Origin of the sequence: Flavonifractor sp. An92 (genome assembly GCF_002159175.1) — a bacterium.
GTDB lineage: Bacteria > Bacillota > Clostridia > Oscillospirales > Oscillospiraceae > Pseudoflavonifractor_A.
Genome location: NZ_NFGZ01000005.1, coordinates 12,557 through 28,485, shown reverse-complemented (window position 1 = coordinate 28,485; position 15,929 = coordinate 12,557). Strand labels below are relative to the sequence as shown.

At 67.9% G+C, this 15,929-nt stretch carries 16 protein-coding genes and 1 riboswitch; of the genes, 13 read left to right on the top strand and 3 right to left on the bottom strand.

The window, feature by feature from the left end; all coding sequences use genetic code 11:
- Positions 1–3 precede the first annotated feature (3 nt).
- From B5G43_RS05220 to hemL, 13 genes are all read left to right on the top strand, one after another.
- On the top strand, positions 4–660 hold the full coding sequence (locus tag B5G43_RS05220; protein ID WP_087259422.1) for a precorrin-8X methylmutase: 657 nt from the start codon (positions 4–6) through the stop codon (positions 658–660).
- Positions 657–1,451, top strand: a complete 795-nt coding sequence (locus B5G43_RS05215; protein ID WP_242960463.1) for a sirohydrochlorin cobaltochelatase — start codon at positions 657–659, stop codon at positions 1,449–1,451. The genes B5G43_RS05220 and B5G43_RS05215 overlap by 4 nt, the downstream gene beginning before the upstream one ends.
- 4 nt (positions 1,452–1,455) lie before the next feature.
- A riboswitch (cobalamin riboswitch) is annotated at positions 1,456–1,630 on the top strand.
- A gap of 32 nt (positions 1,631–1,662) precedes the next feature.
- Positions 1,663–2,403, top strand: a complete 741-nt coding sequence (locus tag B5G43_RS05210; protein WP_087259420.1) for an energy-coupling factor ABC transporter permease — start codon at positions 1,663–1,665, stop codon at positions 2,401–2,403.
- Between the two features lie 14 nt (positions 2,404–2,417).
- Positions 2,418–2,708 (top strand): energy-coupling factor ABC transporter substrate-binding protein, encoded by a 291-nt coding sequence (locus tag B5G43_RS05205; RefSeq protein ID WP_087259419.1) that lies wholly within the window; start codon positions 2,418–2,420, stop codon positions 2,706–2,708.
- Positions 2,698–3,492 carry a cobalt ECF transporter T component CbiQ gene (gene cbiQ / locus B5G43_RS05200; protein WP_087259418.1) on the top strand — a complete coding sequence of 265 codons (795 nt, stop codon included), beginning with the start codon at positions 2,698–2,700 and terminating at the stop codon, positions 3,490–3,492. The genes B5G43_RS05205 and cbiQ overlap by 11 nt, the downstream gene beginning before the upstream one ends.
- Positions 3,474–4,322 carry an ATP-binding cassette domain-containing protein gene (locus B5G43_RS05195; protein WP_242960462.1) on the top strand — a complete coding sequence of 283 codons (849 nt, stop codon included), beginning with the start codon at positions 3,474–3,476 and terminating at the stop codon, positions 4,320–4,322. Before cbiQ ends, B5G43_RS05195 begins: the two co-directional genes overlap by 19 nt.
- Positions 4,319–5,011: a precorrin-2 C(20)-methyltransferase gene (cobI, locus tag B5G43_RS05190; protein WP_087259417.1), complete on the top strand. Its 693-nt coding sequence runs from the start codon at positions 4,319–4,321 to the stop codon at positions 5,009–5,011. The genes B5G43_RS05195 and cobI overlap by 4 nt, the downstream gene beginning before the upstream one ends.
- A 1-nt stretch (position 5,012) precedes the next feature.
- Positions 5,013–6,191, top strand: a complete 1,179-nt coding sequence (hemA, locus tag B5G43_RS05185; protein ID WP_087259416.1) for a glutamyl-tRNA reductase — start codon at positions 5,013–5,015, stop codon at positions 6,189–6,191.
- Between the two features lie 13 nt (positions 6,192–6,204).
- On the top strand, positions 6,205–6,642 hold the full coding sequence (locus B5G43_RS05180; RefSeq protein WP_087259415.1) for an NAD(P)-dependent oxidoreductase: 438 nt from the start codon (positions 6,205–6,207) through the stop codon (positions 6,640–6,642).
- A complete protein-coding gene (hemC, locus tag B5G43_RS05175; RefSeq protein ID WP_087259414.1) occupies positions 6,642–7,517 on the top strand; it encodes a hydroxymethylbilane synthase in 876 nt (291 codons plus the stop codon). Before B5G43_RS05180 ends, hemC begins: the two co-directional genes overlap by 1 nt.
- Complete coding sequence (gene cobA / locus B5G43_RS05170; protein ID WP_087259413.1) at positions 7,505–8,992, top strand: uroporphyrinogen-III C-methyltransferase; 1,488 nt, start codon at positions 7,505–7,507, stop codon at positions 8,990–8,992. The genes hemC and cobA overlap by 13 nt, the downstream gene beginning before the upstream one ends.
- Position 8,993: 1 nt before the next feature.
- Positions 8,994–9,977, top strand: a complete 984-nt coding sequence (hemB, locus tag B5G43_RS05165) for a porphobilinogen synthase (RefSeq protein WP_087259412.1) — start codon at positions 8,994–8,996, stop codon at positions 9,975–9,977.
- Complete coding sequence (gene hemL, locus B5G43_RS05160) at positions 9,977–11,266, top strand: glutamate-1-semialdehyde 2,1-aminomutase (protein ID WP_087259411.1); 1,290 nt, start codon at positions 9,977–9,979, stop codon at positions 11,264–11,266. Before hemB ends, hemL begins: the two co-directional genes overlap by 1 nt.
- 50 nt (positions 11,267–11,316) lie before the next feature.
- Here hemL and B5G43_RS05155 read toward each other — a convergent pair whose 3' ends face one another.
- From B5G43_RS05155 to B5G43_RS05145, 3 genes are read right to left on the bottom strand one after another with little or no spacing between them, the layout of a single operon-like run.
- Positions 11,317–13,242 (bottom strand): ATP-binding protein, encoded by a 1,926-nt coding sequence (locus tag B5G43_RS05155; RefSeq protein WP_087259410.1) that lies wholly within the window; start codon positions 13,240–13,242, stop codon positions 11,317–11,319.
- Positions 13,235–15,046 carry a hypothetical protein gene (locus B5G43_RS05150; protein WP_087259409.1) on the bottom strand — a complete coding sequence of 604 codons (1,812 nt, stop codon included), beginning with the start codon at positions 15,044–15,046 and terminating at the stop codon, positions 13,235–13,237. The genes B5G43_RS05155 and B5G43_RS05150 overlap by 8 nt, the downstream gene beginning before the upstream one ends.
- A complete protein-coding gene (locus B5G43_RS05145; RefSeq protein ID WP_158097359.1) occupies positions 15,043–15,771 on the bottom strand; it encodes a response regulator in 729 nt (242 codons plus the stop codon). The genes B5G43_RS05150 and B5G43_RS05145 overlap by 4 nt, the downstream gene beginning before the upstream one ends.
- Positions 15,772–15,929 lie beyond the last annotated feature (158 nt).

Sequence of the window (15,929 nt, the reverse complement as noted above, 5' to 3'; positions counted from 1 at the left end):
CACATGAGAGACATCCACTTGGAGCACGTGGCCCCCGCCGACATCGAGGCGCGGAGCATGGCCATCATCGAAGAGGGGTTAAACGGGCGGACTTTCCCGCCGGAGGAGCTGCCCGTCGTGAAGCGGTGCATCCACACCAGCGCCGACTTCGACTACGCCGACAATCTGGTGTTCTCGCCCGGCGCGGTGGAGGCGGGCATCTCCGCCTTTCTGAGCGGCTGCACCCTGGTCACCGACACCCAGATGGCCCGCTCCGGGGTCAACAAGGGGGTGCTGGAGTCTTTTGGGGGGAAAGCGGTCTGCTTCATGTCCGACCCAGACGTGGCCGCCGAGGCCAAAGCGCGGGGGGAGACCCGGGCCACCGTGTCCATGGAGCGGGCGGCAGAGCTTCCCGGGCCGGTGGTGCTGGCCCTGGGCAACGCCCCCACCGCCCTCATCCGGGCCTGCCAGCTCATGGAGGAGGGAAAGCTCCGCCCGGCGCTGGTCATCGGCGTGCCGGTGGGCTTTGTGAACGTGGTGGAGTCCAAAGAGCTGCTGCTCACCATGGATGTACCCCACATCGTGGCCCGGGGGCGTAAGGGGGGCAGCAACATCGCCGCCGCCATCTGCAACGCTCTGCTCTACATGGCCCGTGACCGGGCAAAGGAGGAACAGCATTGAAACAGGCTCTTTTGATGGTCTCCTTCGGCACCAGCTACCCGGAGACGTTGGAAAAGAACATCGCCGTCCTCGAGCGGGAGGCCGCGGCGGCCTTCCCCGGCTGGACGGTCCGCCGGGCCTTCACCAGCGGCATGATCCTGCGCAAGCTGGCCCGCCGGGACGGCGCCGCCCCCGACGACGTGCCCGCCGCCCTCACCCGTCTGGCGGAGGAGGGCTATGAGGCGGTGGCGATCCAGCCCACCCACATCCTGAACGGCGACGAGTACGACAAGCTCTGCGCCCAGGCCGCGCCCTTCGCAGGCCGCTTTGCCCGCTTTTCGGTGGGCGCGCCCCTTCTCACCACGCTGGAGGACTACCGCGCCACGGCTGACGCCCTGATGGCGTCCCTTCCCGCCCCGGCGGAGGGGGAGGCCCTGGTCTTCATGGGCCACGGCACCGGCCACGCGGCCAATCCCGCCTACTGTCAGCTGGAGTACCTGCTCCACGACCTGGGCTGGAAAGGGGCATTTTTCGGCACCGTGGAGGGCTATCCCACCCTGGACGAGGTGCTCCGCCGCCTCCAGGAGCGCGGGCCGGTGGAGCGGGTGACCCTCCACCCCCTCATGCTGGTGGCGGGGGACCACGCCTCCAACGACATGGCGGGGGAGGAGCCCGACTCGTGGAAGAGCCGTCTGGAGGGCGCGGGCTATACCGTGTCCTGCATTTTGAAGGGGCTGGGGGAGTACCCGGCCCTGCGGGCCATTTTCCTGGCCCACGCCAGGGCGGCCATCGAAACAATGTTTACGGACTGAGGTCCGTATCCATACCAGGCAAGGTGCGTAAGCTCAATCGGGAAGTCGGGTGCAAATCCCGCGCAGTCCCGCTGCCGTAAGGGAAGAGCGGAGCGCAGAACGCCACTGGGGAGACCTGGGAAGGCGCGTTCCGCCAGGACGCCCAAGCCGGAAGACCGGCCTTGCTGTACCATCCACCATCCTACGGACGATAGGAAAGGAGAAAAAACGTATGAACAAACCCCACATCCATCCCTCACCGGGCGCGGCCCGGGCGGCGCGGCTTTTTTGGGCCCTGCCGGTTCTGACCCTGTCCCTCACCACCGGCGCGGGAGCCATGCACATCGCCGAAGGGTATTTACCCCAGACCTGGGCCTTTGGCTGGATGGCGGCGTGCCTGCCCTTTTTGGGGGTAGGCTTGCGCTCCATTGCCCGCAAGACCGCCGGGGAGCCCAAGGCCAAGGTGCTCCTGGCCATGTGCGGAGCCTTCGCCTTTGTGCTCTCGGCCCTGAAAATCCCGTCCCTGGCCACCGGTTCCTGCTCCCACCCCACCGGCGTGGGTTTAGGGGCTATCCTGTTCGGCCCGGCGGCCACGGCGGTGCTGGGCCTCATCGTGCTGCTCTTCCAGGCTTTGCTGCTGGGCCACGGCGGCATCACCACCCTGGGTGCCAACGTCTTTTCCATGGCCATCGTGGGGCCCCTGGTGTCCTGGGGGGTGTACCGTCTGCTGCGGCGGGTGAAAGCCTCCCCGGCGGTGGCGGTGTTCTGTGCGGCGGCGCTGGGAGACCTGCTGACCTATGTCACCACCTCTCTCCAGCTGGGCGTGGTGTACGGCAATACGGCGGGCTATCTGGCCATTTTCGCCGCCACCCAGATCCCCCTGGCCATCGCCGAGGGACTGCTGACCGTAGTGGTCTTTAACGTGCTCGAGAAGTATTCCAAGACCGAGCTTCAGGCTCTGTCGGTGCTGTAAGGAGGGGTTTTACCATGAAGCTGTGGCAGAAAAATGTGATCCTCCTGCTGCTGGTGGTCCTCATTGCCTTTGTGCCCCTCTTCCTGCTGCGGGACGCCGAGTTCGGCGGGGCCGACGGCATGGCCGAGGAGCTCATCACCGAGAGTGACCCGGACTACGAGCCCTGGTTCCAGCCCATCTTCGAGCCCGCCAGCGGCGAGGTGGAATCCCTCCTCTTCGCCCTTCAGGCGGCCATCGGCTCCGGCGTGGTGTGCTTCATCCTGGGCCGGATGACCGCCCCGGGCCGGAAGGACCATGGGAACTGACCGCTGGGCCTACCGGTCCAGGCTGCGGGCGATCGACCCGTTGGCCAAGCTGTGGCTCACCCTGGGGGCCCTTGTGGTGTGCCTGGGGTGCGGCAGCGCCGGGGTGGGCCTTGCCACCCTGGCGCTGCTGAGCGCGTACAGCGTGGTGCTGGGGGGCCAGCCAGTGAAAACGGTGGTGAAATGCCTCCTGATCCCGCTTGCCTTCCTGCTGGCGGGGAGTGTGACGCTGGTGCTCCGCCCGCTGGGGGAGGGGGCCGCCCTTTGGGCGGTCTCTCTCCCCGTCCTGGGGCGCTGGGGCGTGAGCGTCGAAAGCCTGGCCCTGGCCGGGACGGTGCTGTGCCGGGCCATGGGGGCGGCGGCCTGCCTCTTTTTCCTGGCCCTCAACACCCCCGTGTGCGACCTGACGGCGGCGCTGGGGCGGCTCCACGCCCCGGCGCTGCTGGTGGAGCTGATGGAGCTCATCTACCGCTTCCTCTTCGTCCTCAGCGGGGAGGCCGGGCGCATCCACACCGCCCAGGCCGCCCGGCTGGGCTACGGCACCTGGCGGCGGAGCATCACCTCCCTGGGGGAGCTGCTGTCGGTGCTCTTTGTGCGCGCTCTGCGCCGGGGGGAGCGGGTGTACGCCGCTCTGGAGAGCCGGTACTACACCGGCTCCCTGGCCACCGTGGCGGGGCAGTACGAGAAGGGAACCTGGCTGTATGGGCTGCTGCTGGCCACGGCGGCGGTACAGATCTTCATTTGGACACTGGAGAGGGGAGGACTATCGTGGATGCTCTGGAGGTAAAGGACCTCACCTACACCTACGAGGACGGTACCCGAGCTCTGGACGGCCTCTCCCTCACCGCCCGGGCCGGGGAGGTCACCGGTATCCTGGGGGCCAACGGGGCGGGGAAGTCCACTCTGTTCCTCACCCTGAACGGAGTGCTCACTCCCGCGTCGGGCGCGGTCTTTTTGGGCGGAAAGCCGGTGTCCTGGAGGCGGAAGGACCTGCCGGAGCTGCGCCGCCGGGTGGGCATCGTGTTCCAGGACCCGGACGACCAGCTCTTTTCCGCCGATGTGTACCGGGACGTGTCCTTCGGCGCGGTGAACCTGGGCCTCCCCGAAGAGGAGGTTCGCCGCCGGGTGGATGCGGCCCTGGAGCGCACCGGCGCGGCGGCCTTTGCCCGCAAACCCACCCACGCCCTCTCCTACGGCCAGAAGAAGCGGGCGGCCATCGCCGGAGTGCTGGTGATGGAGCCGGAAGTGCTCATCCTGGACGAGCCCACCGCCGGGCTGGACCCGGAGGGAGTGGAGGAGATGGTAGACCTGCTGGCGGAGCTCGGAAAGGACGGGGCGCGGACCATCCTCCTGGCCACCCACGACATGGACCTGGTGGCCCGGTGCTGTCATCGGGTCTGTCTCCTGGAGCGGGGGCGCACCGTGTGGCAGGGGACGCCGGGGGACCTCTTCCGACAGCAGGGGCTCCTGGAGGAGCACCACCTGCGCCTGCCGCCTCTGGCCCGCCTGATGGCGGCGCTGGCGGAGGAAGGCTATCCCGCCGACCCGGGGGCGGCCACGGTGGAGGAAGCGGCCCGGATACTGACAGCCCTGCTGGGCAAAGGAGGAACGACATGAGACGAGGCATTCTCTACGGCGTGGGGGTGGGCCCGGGGGACCCGGAGCTCCTCACGCTGAAGGCGGCGCGCATCCTGCGGGAGGCCGACGTGATCGCCATGCCCGACAAGGGGAGCGGCGAGGGCACCGCCGAGGCCATCGCCGGGGCGTACCTGGCGGGAAAAGAGCGGCTGAGCTGCCCCACTCCCATGACCCGGGACCGGAAGGTGCTGGAGGAGTGCTACGCCAAGAGCGCCGATGCCCTCTGCGCCCTGCTGGACGCGGGGAAGACGGTGGCCTTCATCACCCTGGGGGACCCCACCGTGTACTCCACCTACATCTACATCCACCGTCTGGTGGTGGAGCGGGGGTATGAGGCGGAGCTCATTCCCGGCGTGCCCTCCTTCTGCGCGGCGGCGGCCAGGCTAGGGGTGAGTCTCTGCCAGGGGGAGGAAAAACTCCTCATCGTGCCCGCCAGCCACAACGTGGAGGGCTGGGTGGATCTGCCGACCAATCAGATCTACATGAAGGCCGGGCGGAAGCTGGGGGAGCTGCAAGCACTCCTGGCCCGGCATGGGCGGCTGGAGGATGCCATGGCGGTGAGCAACTGCGGCATGGCGAACGAGGAGGTGTGGCCCCACTTCCGGGACATGGCGGGGGACGAGGGCTATTTCACCGTCGTGTTTTCCCTCGCCGGGGAGGGGAACTAGCATGGCCCTCTACTGCTGCGCCGTCAGCGACCGACGCACGCCCATCGAGCTGCGGGAGCGCCTCTCCTTCACCCGGGGCCGGGTGCTGGAGCTGGACCGCCGTCTCAAAGAGGCGGCGGGGGTGGAGGGCTGTGCCCTCCTCTCCACCTGCAACCGCACGGAACTCTATTGCGCCTGCTCCGGGGAATTTCCGGACGGCCCCGCCCTCCTGTGCCGGGCGGCGGGGGCTTTGCCGGAAAACCTGCCCGGGGCCTTTCAGGTGCTGGAGGGAGACGAGGCCCTGACTCACCTTCTGGAGGTGGCGGCGGGACTTCACTCCCGCATCTGGGGGGAGGACCAGATTTTGACGCAGGTCCGCGCCGCCATCGCCCTGAGCCGGGAGGCGGGGAGCACCTGCCCCGAGCTGGAGACCGCCTTCCGCGTGGCCGTTTCGGCGGGCAAGCGCCTGCGCACCCGGGTGCGCCTCACCGGCGTCCCCACTTCCGCTCCCCAGCGGGCGGTGGAGGTACTGCGGGAGCAGCTGGGGGACCTCACCGGCAAGCGGGCCCTGGTCATCGGCAACGGGGAGATGGGGCGGCTCTCCGCCCGGCTCCTGCGGGAGGCGGGGTGCAGCGTGAACGTGACCCTGCGCAGCTACCGCCACGGGGAGACCGTGGTGCCCACCGGCTGCGGGGCGGTGCCCTATGAGGACCGCTTCGCCGCGATGGAGGGGGTGGATCTCCTCCTCTCCGCCACGGTGAGCCCCCACTACACGGTCACCGCCCAGGCCCTGGCGGCACTCAAAAACCCGCCCCGTTTCCTGGTGGACCTGGCCATTCCCCGGGACATCGAGCCGGCGGTGGGGGAGCTCCCCGGGGTGAAGCTCTACAACATTGACACCCTGGGGGAGCGGGTGGAGCGCACCGTCCCGCCGGAGGGAGAGGCCATCCTCACCGCCGCTCGGGAGGAGTTCCGGCGCTGGTGGGCCTATCGCGCCGCCCTCCCCGCCCTGGAGGAGGTACAGAGCGCCGCCCTGGACCGCCTGCGGAGCGAGGACCTTTCCGGCCTCACGCCCGAGGAGGCCGCCGCCCTGGCGGTCCGCCGGACGGTGGAGCTGCTGGCGGGCAATCTGCCCGGGGGACTGAGCGCGGAGGATTTGATGGCCTGTGCCCAAAAGATCCGGGCCCATACACGGGATTGAGGAGGTACCACGCATGCGCTTTCCGTTGTTCGTGGATCTGAGCGGGAAACGGGCGGTGCTCGTCGGCGGCGGCGCCGTGTCGGCCCGCCGGGCGGAGGTGCTCCTCCGCTTCGGAGCGGCGGTGATGGTCATCGCGCCCGAGTTGAATGCCCCCTTTCCCGACGGCGTGACCTATCTGTCCCGCCCCTACGCCCCGGGGGATTTGGAGGGGGCTTTCCTGGCGGTGGCGGCCACCGATGACCGCGCCGTGAACCGCACCGTGGGGGAGGAGGCCCGGAGACGGGGCATCCCGGTGAGCGTTGCCGACTGCCCGGAGGAGTGTACCTTCTTTTTCCCCGCCGTCTGCGAGGGAGAAACTTTGATCGCCGGGGTGATCTCGAAAAACGGGGCGGACCACCGGGCGACTGCGGCGGGGACCAGAGCCATCCGCCGGACACTGGAGGAGTTTTAATGGACGTTTTGCGCATCGGGAGCCGGGAGAGCCGCCTGGCGGTGATTCAGAGCGAGCTGGTGATGGAGCGCATCCGGGCCCTCTGCCCGGAGCTCCGTCTGGAGCTGGTGACCATGAAAACCACCGGGGACAAGATCCTGGACCGCACCCTGGATAAGGTGGGGGGTAAGGGCCTTTTCGTGAAGGAGCTGGACGCGGCCCTCCTGGACGGGCGGGTGGACCTCACCGTCCACAGTTTAAAAGACATCCCCATGGAGGTCCAGCCGGGCCTGCCGGTGGTAGCATTCCCGCCCCGGGAGGACCCACGGGACGCCCTGGTGCTCCCGGAGGGGGAATCCATCTGGGACCGGACGAAGCCGGTGGGCTGTGCCAGCCTGCGGCGGAAGCTCCAGCTGGAACAATTATATCCCGGCGTGGAGGTGCGCCCCGTCCGGGGCAACGTCCTCACCCGTCTTGACAAACTGGACCGGGGGGAGTACGGGGCACTGGTGCTGGCGTCCGCCGGATTGAAGCGCCTGGGGCTGGAACACCGCATCGCCCGGTACTTTGAGCCCTCGGAACTGCTCCCCGCCGCCGGGCAGGGGATCTTGGCGGTGCAGGTCCGCGCGGATGCGGACTACCCCTTCCTGGCGGGATTGGACGACCCGGACGCCCGGGCCTGCGCCCTGGCCGAGCGGGCCTTTGTGGCGGCGCTGGAGGGGGGCTGTTCCTCCCCGGTGGCGGCCCACGCCGTCCCAGAGGGAGAAGTGTTGACCCTCACCGGCATGGATGAGGAGGGGAGCCGGGCTACCATCACCGGGCCCCGGACACAGGCGGAGAAGCTGGGCCGTACCCTGGCCCGGCGGATGAGAGGAGAAGTCACATGGGAAAAGTGATCCTGGTGGGGGCCGGGCCTGGCGACGGGGGGCTCCTCACTGTCAAGGGCAAGGCCGCTCTGGAGCGGGCCGACGTGGTGGTGTTTGACCGCCTGGTGGGGGAGGAAGTGCTGAACCTCATCCCGGAGCGGGCCAAACGCATCGACGTGGGCAAGCACGCCGGGGACCACCCGGTGCCCCAGGGGGAGATCAACCGCATCCTCTTGGAGGAGGGCCAGAAAGACCAGCTGGTGGTGCGGCTCAAGGGGGGCGACCCCTTCCTCTTCGGCCGGGGGGGCGAGGAGCTGGAGCTCCTTTCCGCCCATCATGTGCCCTTTGAAGTGGTGCCCGGGGTGACCTCCGCCCTGGCGGCCCCGGCCTACGGAGGCATCCCGGTGACCCACCGGGACTTCGCCTCCTCCCTCCACATCGTCACCGCCCACCGCCGGGCGGGGAAGGAGGCGGATATCCCCTTCGACGCCCTGGTGAACGCGGGGGGCACCCTGGTCTTTCTCATGGGGGTGGCGGCCCTGCCCCACATCTGTGAGGGCCTTTTGAAGGCGGGTATGGTCCCGGAGACCCCCGCCGCCGTGGTGGAGCGGGGGACCACCCCCCGGCAGCGGCGCATCTCCGCCACTCTGGCGACCCTCCCGGAACAGGCGAAAGCGGCCGGGGTGGAGAGCCCCGCCGTCATCGTGGTGGGGGGCGTGTGTTCGCTGGCGGAGGACTTTGACTGGTTCGACCGCCTGTCTCTGAAGGGGAAGCGGGTGGTGGTCACCCGGCCCAAGGACCGCGCCGGAACGCTCTCCGCCCGCCTGCGGGCCCTGGGGGCGGCGGTGTGGGAGTTCCCCTGCATCGAGACGGCCCCCTTGCATCCCTGTCCCGCCCTCACCGAGGCGGTGGAGGGCCTTTCCCGCTATCAGTGGCTGGTGTTCACCAGCCCCGCCGGGGTGGCGTGTCTGTGGGACGAACTCCGGCGCACGGGGCGGGACGCCCGGGCCCTGGCCGGGGTGTCCATCGCCGCCATAGGGCCGGGGACAGCCAAAGCGCTTGACGCCCACGGCCTGACCGCCGACTTCATCCCGGACGTCTACGACGGGGCCCACCTGGGGGCGGGCCTGGCGGAGCGGTGTACCGGGCGGGTGCTTCTCCTGCGGGCCGAGTGGGGTTCCCCCGCCTTGACGGAGGCCCTGGAAGGGGCTAAACTGAGCTATGACGACGTGGCGGTCTACGCGACGCACTACGCCGCCCCCCAGAGCGAGGAAATGCGCCGGGCGGTGGAGGCGGGAGAGGTAAATCTGGTGACCTTCACTTCGGCTTCCACGGTGCGCGGCTTTGTCCGCTCGGTGGGGGAGGGGACCGACTTCTCCCGCATCACCGGCGTGTGCATCGGGGAGCAGACCGCCAAAGAGGCCCGGAGTTTTCAAATCCCCGTGACCATTGCCAGAGAGGCCACCATCGACGGCCTCATCGAGATCATAACAGAAGGTGTTTGAAATGGACCTGACCATCCGGCCCCGCCGCCTGCGGGGCAACGACAGCATCCGGCGTCTGTGCCGGGAGACCCGTATGTCCCCGGATAGCCTCATTTACCCCATTTTCGTGGATGAGACGTTACAGGGCAAGCGCCCCATCCCCTCCCTGGAGGGGCAGTTCCACTATGGGCTGGACTGCGTGAACGAGGCGGTGGAGGAGTGCCTTTCCCACGGGGTGGGGCGGTGCATCCTCTTCGGCCTGCCCGCCCACAAGGACGCGGTGGGCTCCTCGGCCTGGGCGGAGCACGGCGTGGTGCAGGAGGCCATCCGGACCATCAAGGCGGCCCACCCGGACTTCTACGTCATCACCGACGTGTGCATGTGCGAGTACACCGACCACGGCCACTGCGGCCAGCTCTGCGGCCACGAGGTGGACAACGACGCCACGCTGGAGCTGCTGGCGAAAACCGCCCTCTCCCACGCCCAGGCGGGGGCGGACATGGTGGCGCCCTCCGACATGATGGACGGCCGGGTGGCGGCCATCCGGGCCGTCCTGGACCAGCACGGCTTCCAGAACGTGCCTATCCTGTCCTACTCGGCCAAGTACGCCTCGGCCTTTTACGGGCCTTTCCGGGCGGCGGCGGGCTCCGCGCCCTCCTTCGGGGATCGGAAGGGGTACCAGATGGACCCCCACAACCGGAAGGAGGCCCACAAGGAGTGCGCCCTGGACGTGGCGGAGGGGGCGGACCTGCTGATGGTGAAGCCGGCCCTGCCGTACCTGGACGTGATCCGGGAGACGGCGGACGCCTTTGATCTGCCCCTCTGTGCCTACCAGGTATCGGGGGAGTACGCTATGATCCAGGCCGCGGCGGCTGCGGGGCTCATCGACGGCCACCGGGTCATGTGCGAGAGCGCCGTGTCCATCTTCCGGGCGGGGGCCAACATGCTCATCACCTACTTTGCCAAGGAGCTGGCCGACGCCATGAAGGAAGGAGAGATCGGCTGATGAACGGGAAAACCTCGGAATCCCTCTTTGAGGCGGCGGTGCAGGTCCTCCCCGGCGGGGTCAACTCCCCGGTGCGGGCCTTCCGGGCGGTGAACATGGCCCCCCGCTTTATCACCCGGGCGGACGGCTCCCACATCTTTGACGTGGACGGGCGGGACTATATCGACTACGTCTGCTCCTGGGGCCCCATGATTCTGGGCCACAACCACCCGGTCATCCGGGAGGCGGTGGAGAAGGCGGTGAAGGACGGCCTGTCCTTCGGCGCGCCCACCGCGCGGGAGGTGGAGATCGCCCAGCTCATGGTGGAGCTGGTGCCGGGCATCGAGATGGTGCGCATGGTGAACTCGGGCACCGAGGCGGTCATGTCGGCCATCCGCCTGGCTCGGGGAGCCACGGGGAGAGATAAGATCATCAAGTTCGAGGGCTGCTACCACGGCCACAGCGACTGTCTGCTGGTGGGGGCCGGATCCTCCGCCCTGGCGGGGGGACACCCCACCTCGGCGGGGGTGCCGGAGGACGTGGTGCGCCACACCCTCACGGCCCAGTTCAACGACCTTGCCAGCGTGGAGGGCCTGCTGGAGGCCAATCCTGGGCAGGTGGCCTGCGTCATCGTGGAGCCGGTGGCGGCCAACATGGGCGTGGTGCTGCCGGAGCCTGAGTTCCTGCCCGGCCTTCGGAAGCTTTGCGACCGGTACGGCGCCCTTCTCATCTTTGACGAGGTCATCACCGGCTTCCGCCTGGCCCTGGGCGGTGCTCAGGCGTTTTTCGGCGTGAACGCCGACATCGTCACCTTCGGCAAGATCATCGGCGGCGGCATGCCGGTGGGGGCCTACTGCGCCAGCCGGGCTCTCATGGAGGAAGTGGCCCCCTGCGGACCGGTGTACCAGGCGGGCACCCTCAGCGGAAACCCGGTGGCCATGGCGGCGGGCCTGGCCCAGCTCCACTACCTGAAGGACCACCCGGAGGTGTACACCCACATCTCCGCCCTGGCCGACCGGCTGGCGGAGGGCCTGCGGAAGGCGGCGGCGGACACCGGCGCGCCGGTGTCGGTGAACCAGGTGGGGAGCCTGCTGTCTCCCTTCTTCACCCCCGACGGCGTGAGCACCTTCGTGGACGCCAAGGGCAGCGACGTGGGCAAGTACGCCCGGTACTTCGCCCAGATGCTGGAGCGGGGCATTTATCTGGCTCCCGCCCAGTTCGAGGCCATGTTCCTCTCCTTCGCTCACACGGAGGAAGAGGTGGACCGGACGGTGGAGGCCGCCCGGGAGGCCCTGGCCCGGTTGAACTGAACAGAAAAACGGCAGAGAGCCGGGACCCATTTTGGGTCCCGGCTCTCGTTTTATTTGGTGGCGAATGCCTCGTCTTGTCTCAGAGGCGCGGCGGGCAGCGGAATCATGATCTTGGAGCGAAAGACCCCGCCCTGTGCGGTAAAGTCGGCCAACCCGCCGTATTTGGTGGCGATGCTGGTCACGGAGCGCAGCCCCAGCGCGGTGCCGCCGTGTTTCGTGGAGAGGAAATGCCCGTCCCGCTCCCGCAGGGGGCCGCTGTACGTATTCTCCAGCAGGAGCCGCAGCCGTCCATCCACCGCGTCCCCCCGCAGATAGAGCCTCCGCTCGCCGCCATTCTGGCTGGAGAGAGCGTCCAGGGCGTTTTCCAGCAGATTTCCCAGCAGGACGCCCAGCTCATCGGCGGGAAACGCCAGATCCGCGGACAGCGGGAGGCGCACATCGTAGACCGCGCCGGCCTCCCGGGCGGCGGCGGCATAGTGGCAGAGGATGGCGTCGGCGGCGGGGTGGTCGGAGAACGTGGTGATCTCCTGCTCGTCCAGGTGGCTCTCGTAATCGTCCAGATAGTGCAGCACCGCGTCCCGCTGGTCCTGCTGGGCCATGCCGCGCAGGAGGCGCATGTGGTGGCGCAGGTCGTGGGCCCATTTCCGGGTCTGCTCGATCTGGTGGGAGAGCTGTAAGTAGTGTTCCCGCTGGAGCTCCAGATGGGCCAGAAGCTGCCGGTGTTCCCGCTCATAGGTCTGGCGGAAGCGGTAGGCGTCCACCGCGCTGCACCAGAGCACCCAGGCCAGGGTAATGGACAGGCAGAGGGCGCCCAGCTCACTGAACCAGCCGCCGAGGACCGGCTCATAGAGGGGGAGCAGGCGGTCGGCGACCAGACAGGTCCCCAGGGCCAGCGAGGCGGCCAGCAGGGCGGCGGAATAGCGCTTGCCCCGCCAGAGGGCCCAGGCGGACAGGCCAGCCAGACACAGGGCGGCATAGCCCTTCAGGAATGCGGCGAGGCCGGAGAAGAAGAGACAGGCCTGCATATTCCAGTGGGCCGCTCCGCCCGCCCGCAGCAGCGCGGCCAGCACACCCAGCGCACAGGGGAACGCGAACAGCGCAGCGGGCAGGCCCCACAGGCCGTACAGATCGCACTGGAGCAGCACAGCCAGCAGGAGAAGGAGGTAGAAAGAGGCCAGCTCCAAGGTGTACCAGGGCTGATAGGAGACGGTGGTCAGGCTGTGGAGGAGAGGATAGCCGGTAAGGGCGAGGCAGCACAGGCAGATCAGGGCGCAGAGCAGGCCGCGCCGCCGGCTCTGCCGCAGCCCGAAGGACAGTGCCAGGGCCAGACCCAGCAGGGACAGGAGCACCATGGCGCCGTGCAGAAGGAGGCGCCCCTCCCGGGCCTGGAGCACGGCCTCCACCGTGCCGAAGGCGGGGGGATAGGTCATCCCGCTATACACCGCCGAGTAGTCGGCCACCGCCAGCAGCAGCTCCGTGGTGCCGGAGGCGGTAAAGGTGACCACCCGGCTGGCCAGGGCGGAGGAATAGTTCTCCTGCTCAGGATCGCCCAGCTCCAGGACCAGACGGTCTCCCACGTAGAGGCGGCAGGCGGAGTAGACCTCGGGCAGCTCCAGCGCGTAGGAGGCGCTCTCCTCGGGCAGCACCAGGGTGAGCCGGTAGGTCCCGCAGCCGTGGGCCTGGCGGCGCTCCAGCCGGGAGGTCTCGCCGATGGAGCGGTAAGTGCGGTAGCCCTCGTGGCCCTGGAGCGTCTCCGGGGTGAGGAGGACGCCGGGCCAGTATTCCCAGTCCTGCACCAGGTAGCGCAGGGGCTGTTCCTCTAGTTCCTCCCGGGAAAGGGTGAGCAGACCGTTCATAGGCTGTGTGCCCGGCCAGGTGTATTTGTTGTCGACCTGATACAGGGCCAGACACAGAAGCGCGGCCAGACAAATGGCCAGCCCACCGGCCAGAATGCCGGCCCATCTCGTTCTAGTCATGGCGGCGCCTCCAGAACAGCGCGCCCACGGCGGCTACACCGGCCACCGGGACCGCCCACAGCAGGGCGGTGGGTGCAGTGGGTGCGGTATCGTCGGGTACGGGCGAGAGCGTCGGGACGGCGGTGGGGGACGGAGAAACCGCGTTAGTGCTGGTTGCCTGGATCTGATAGGTCCCGGCGGCGCGGATGGTACAGACCACCGTACCGCTGGAGGCCTCATAGACGGCGTCGAAGGTCTCGCCGGAATCCACATTCCGGCAGGTGAGCGCCTCCTCCGGTCCATCCCAGGGGACGCGCACCGTGGTGTCGGGGAGCTCCGTCACGGTCTGGCCGGCGGCGTGAACGGTCAGGCGGAAGGTATCAGACGCCAGGAGCTCCACGGCGACCTCCAACTGCTGGGAATCGCTGAGACCCAGCTCCTGCAAAAAGGCGGAGGAGAGCTCTACCGCCACGCCGTCGTTTTCAAAGAGAAGGGTGGAGGAAGGGGCGCTTTCCACGAGCTGCTCCACCTGCCCGCCGGTGAGCACGGTGGTGTTTTGGGTGTCCTCCCACTCGGCGGGCGCGGGTTCGCCCGTGGGCTCCGGCGAGGCGGAGGGGGCTTGGGCGGACACGGTGGGCTCGACCTCCGGCGTGAGAGAGACGGCAGGCTCCGGCGACGGGGAAATGCTGGGCTCCGGCGGAGGGGACGGGGGAGCAGGAGACGGCGAGGGCGTTTCACCGGAGGACCCGTCGTCCGAGGGACGGGTGGTCACCTCCTGATCCTCCCAGTCGCCGCCGTCCCGGTCCCCGCTCCAGTCATCGGAGGGTGTGGGGGACGGGGTGACGATTGGGGCCACCGAGGCGGGGGTCCCGGTGTCGCCGTCCGTCTCCACCTGGAATCCCTCGTCGGTGCGGCAGACGGACAGCACATTGGACTGGCCGTTCCCGTCATAACGGATCTGGAATTGATAGGTCACACCTGCCTCCAACATCTCGGTGTAAAAGCGGATGGAGTCCTCCTGCCAGACGTAGTCGGTCCCTTCGGTCAGGGGCTCCCAGGGACCGTCGCCGGTGCGGCGCAGGACGGTGGCGCTTGTCAGGTCATTCGGCTGGCAGTAGAGCAGGCAGACGACGCTGCCGTCCTCGTCCAGAGAAAAGCCGGTAAGGTCCACGTAGTCTGGATTCACAATGGCGATCTGGAACGAGAGCCGTTCCAGGTCCTCGGCAAAGACATAGTATTTGCTCCACTCGGGCAGGCCGGAGATGGTGTATCGGCCGTAGGAGTGGACCACCAGATCGTCGCCGGACAACTCCAGAGCGGAGATATCCCAGTCGATGAAGCAGTATTGGATGAGGTCCGAGGCTTCGGTGCGGAACATGCCGAGATAGGAAAATGGGGCGGTCCCGAACAGGCCAGAGTCCAGCGGGATCAGATAGAGCTCATCCGTCAGCGCGGGCTCGGTCCCCACCCAGGTGATGACCTCCTTTGTCGGCGTGGGTCTGGGCGGAATGAGGGCCGGGCGGGAGGGCTCCGGCGAAGGGCTCACCTCAGCGGAGACCGTCGGCGTGGGCTCCGGTGAGGCATCGGCTTCTTCGGAAGGAGAGGGAACGGGCTCGGGCGAGGTTTCACCCTCATCCGGGGTAGAGGGCGTGGGCTCCGGCGAAGCCTCCGCCTCCTCTGAGGGAGAGGGAGTGACGTCGGGCAGCGGCGACTCCACAGCGGGGCTGGGTTCCTCAGCGGGCGAGCCGGTCTCCGCCCCCCGGGCGGCGCCCAGGCAGCACAGCGCGGCCAGCGCCAGCGCAAGCAGACGGCGGGGCGGCATCATGGCGTACCCTCCTTTTGCAGGCTTTGTAAGGTGTACTGGAGAAAGGCCAGCTTGACCGCTTTGCGGCCGCGCTGCCGGATGGGGACCCGTTCTCCGTTTTTCAGGAGGAAATCATCCTCCAGGACCTTCTCGATCCAGTCCATATTCACCGCGGTGTTCCGGTTGCACGCGAGGAAACGTCCGTCCTCGGACAGGGCGCCCAGCACATTGGAGGCCCGGTCGTCCACGATCACCACCCGGTCCGAGAGGTGGAGGCGGGTGCGCTCCGCCTGGCAGTCCACGAAGAGCAGGTTGCGCAGCAGCAGATCCAGCGGCAGCCCGGAGCAGTGGACGGTGAGGAAGCGGCTGTCCCGTAAAAGCCCGGCGCAGACCGCGTCCATGGCGGCCTCCAGGTGGGCGTAGTCCAGCGGCTTTGTCAGGTAGTAGGCCGCCTGCACGGTGTAGCTCTCCACGGCGTGGGTGTGACTGATGGTAAAAAAGATCAGGCGGCAGGCCGGGTCCAGCTGGTGGATGCGGCGCGCGGCCTCCATCCCGTCCAGACCGGACAGGTAGATATCCTGAAAGACGATCTGATATTTACCCGGAACGAAGCCGTCCAGCAGCTCTTCTGCGGAGGAAAAGCAGGCATACTCCACGGTGCTCCGCCGCTGTTTGAAATAGCGCTCCAACAGGGCGATCAGCTCTTCCCGGTCCTGGGAAGAGTCATCGGTAATGGCCAGGAGCATAGCATTCACCTCCATTTGACATGAGAAAAAGACGGCTCGTTCAGTGTACCATAATCAGTATAACATGGAATCTGCTTTTCACGGTGAAAAAATGCCTTTCCCGTCGATTGAATTTTTTTCCGGTCAGAATTGTGCTATGTTGGAAAAAACGGCAGCTC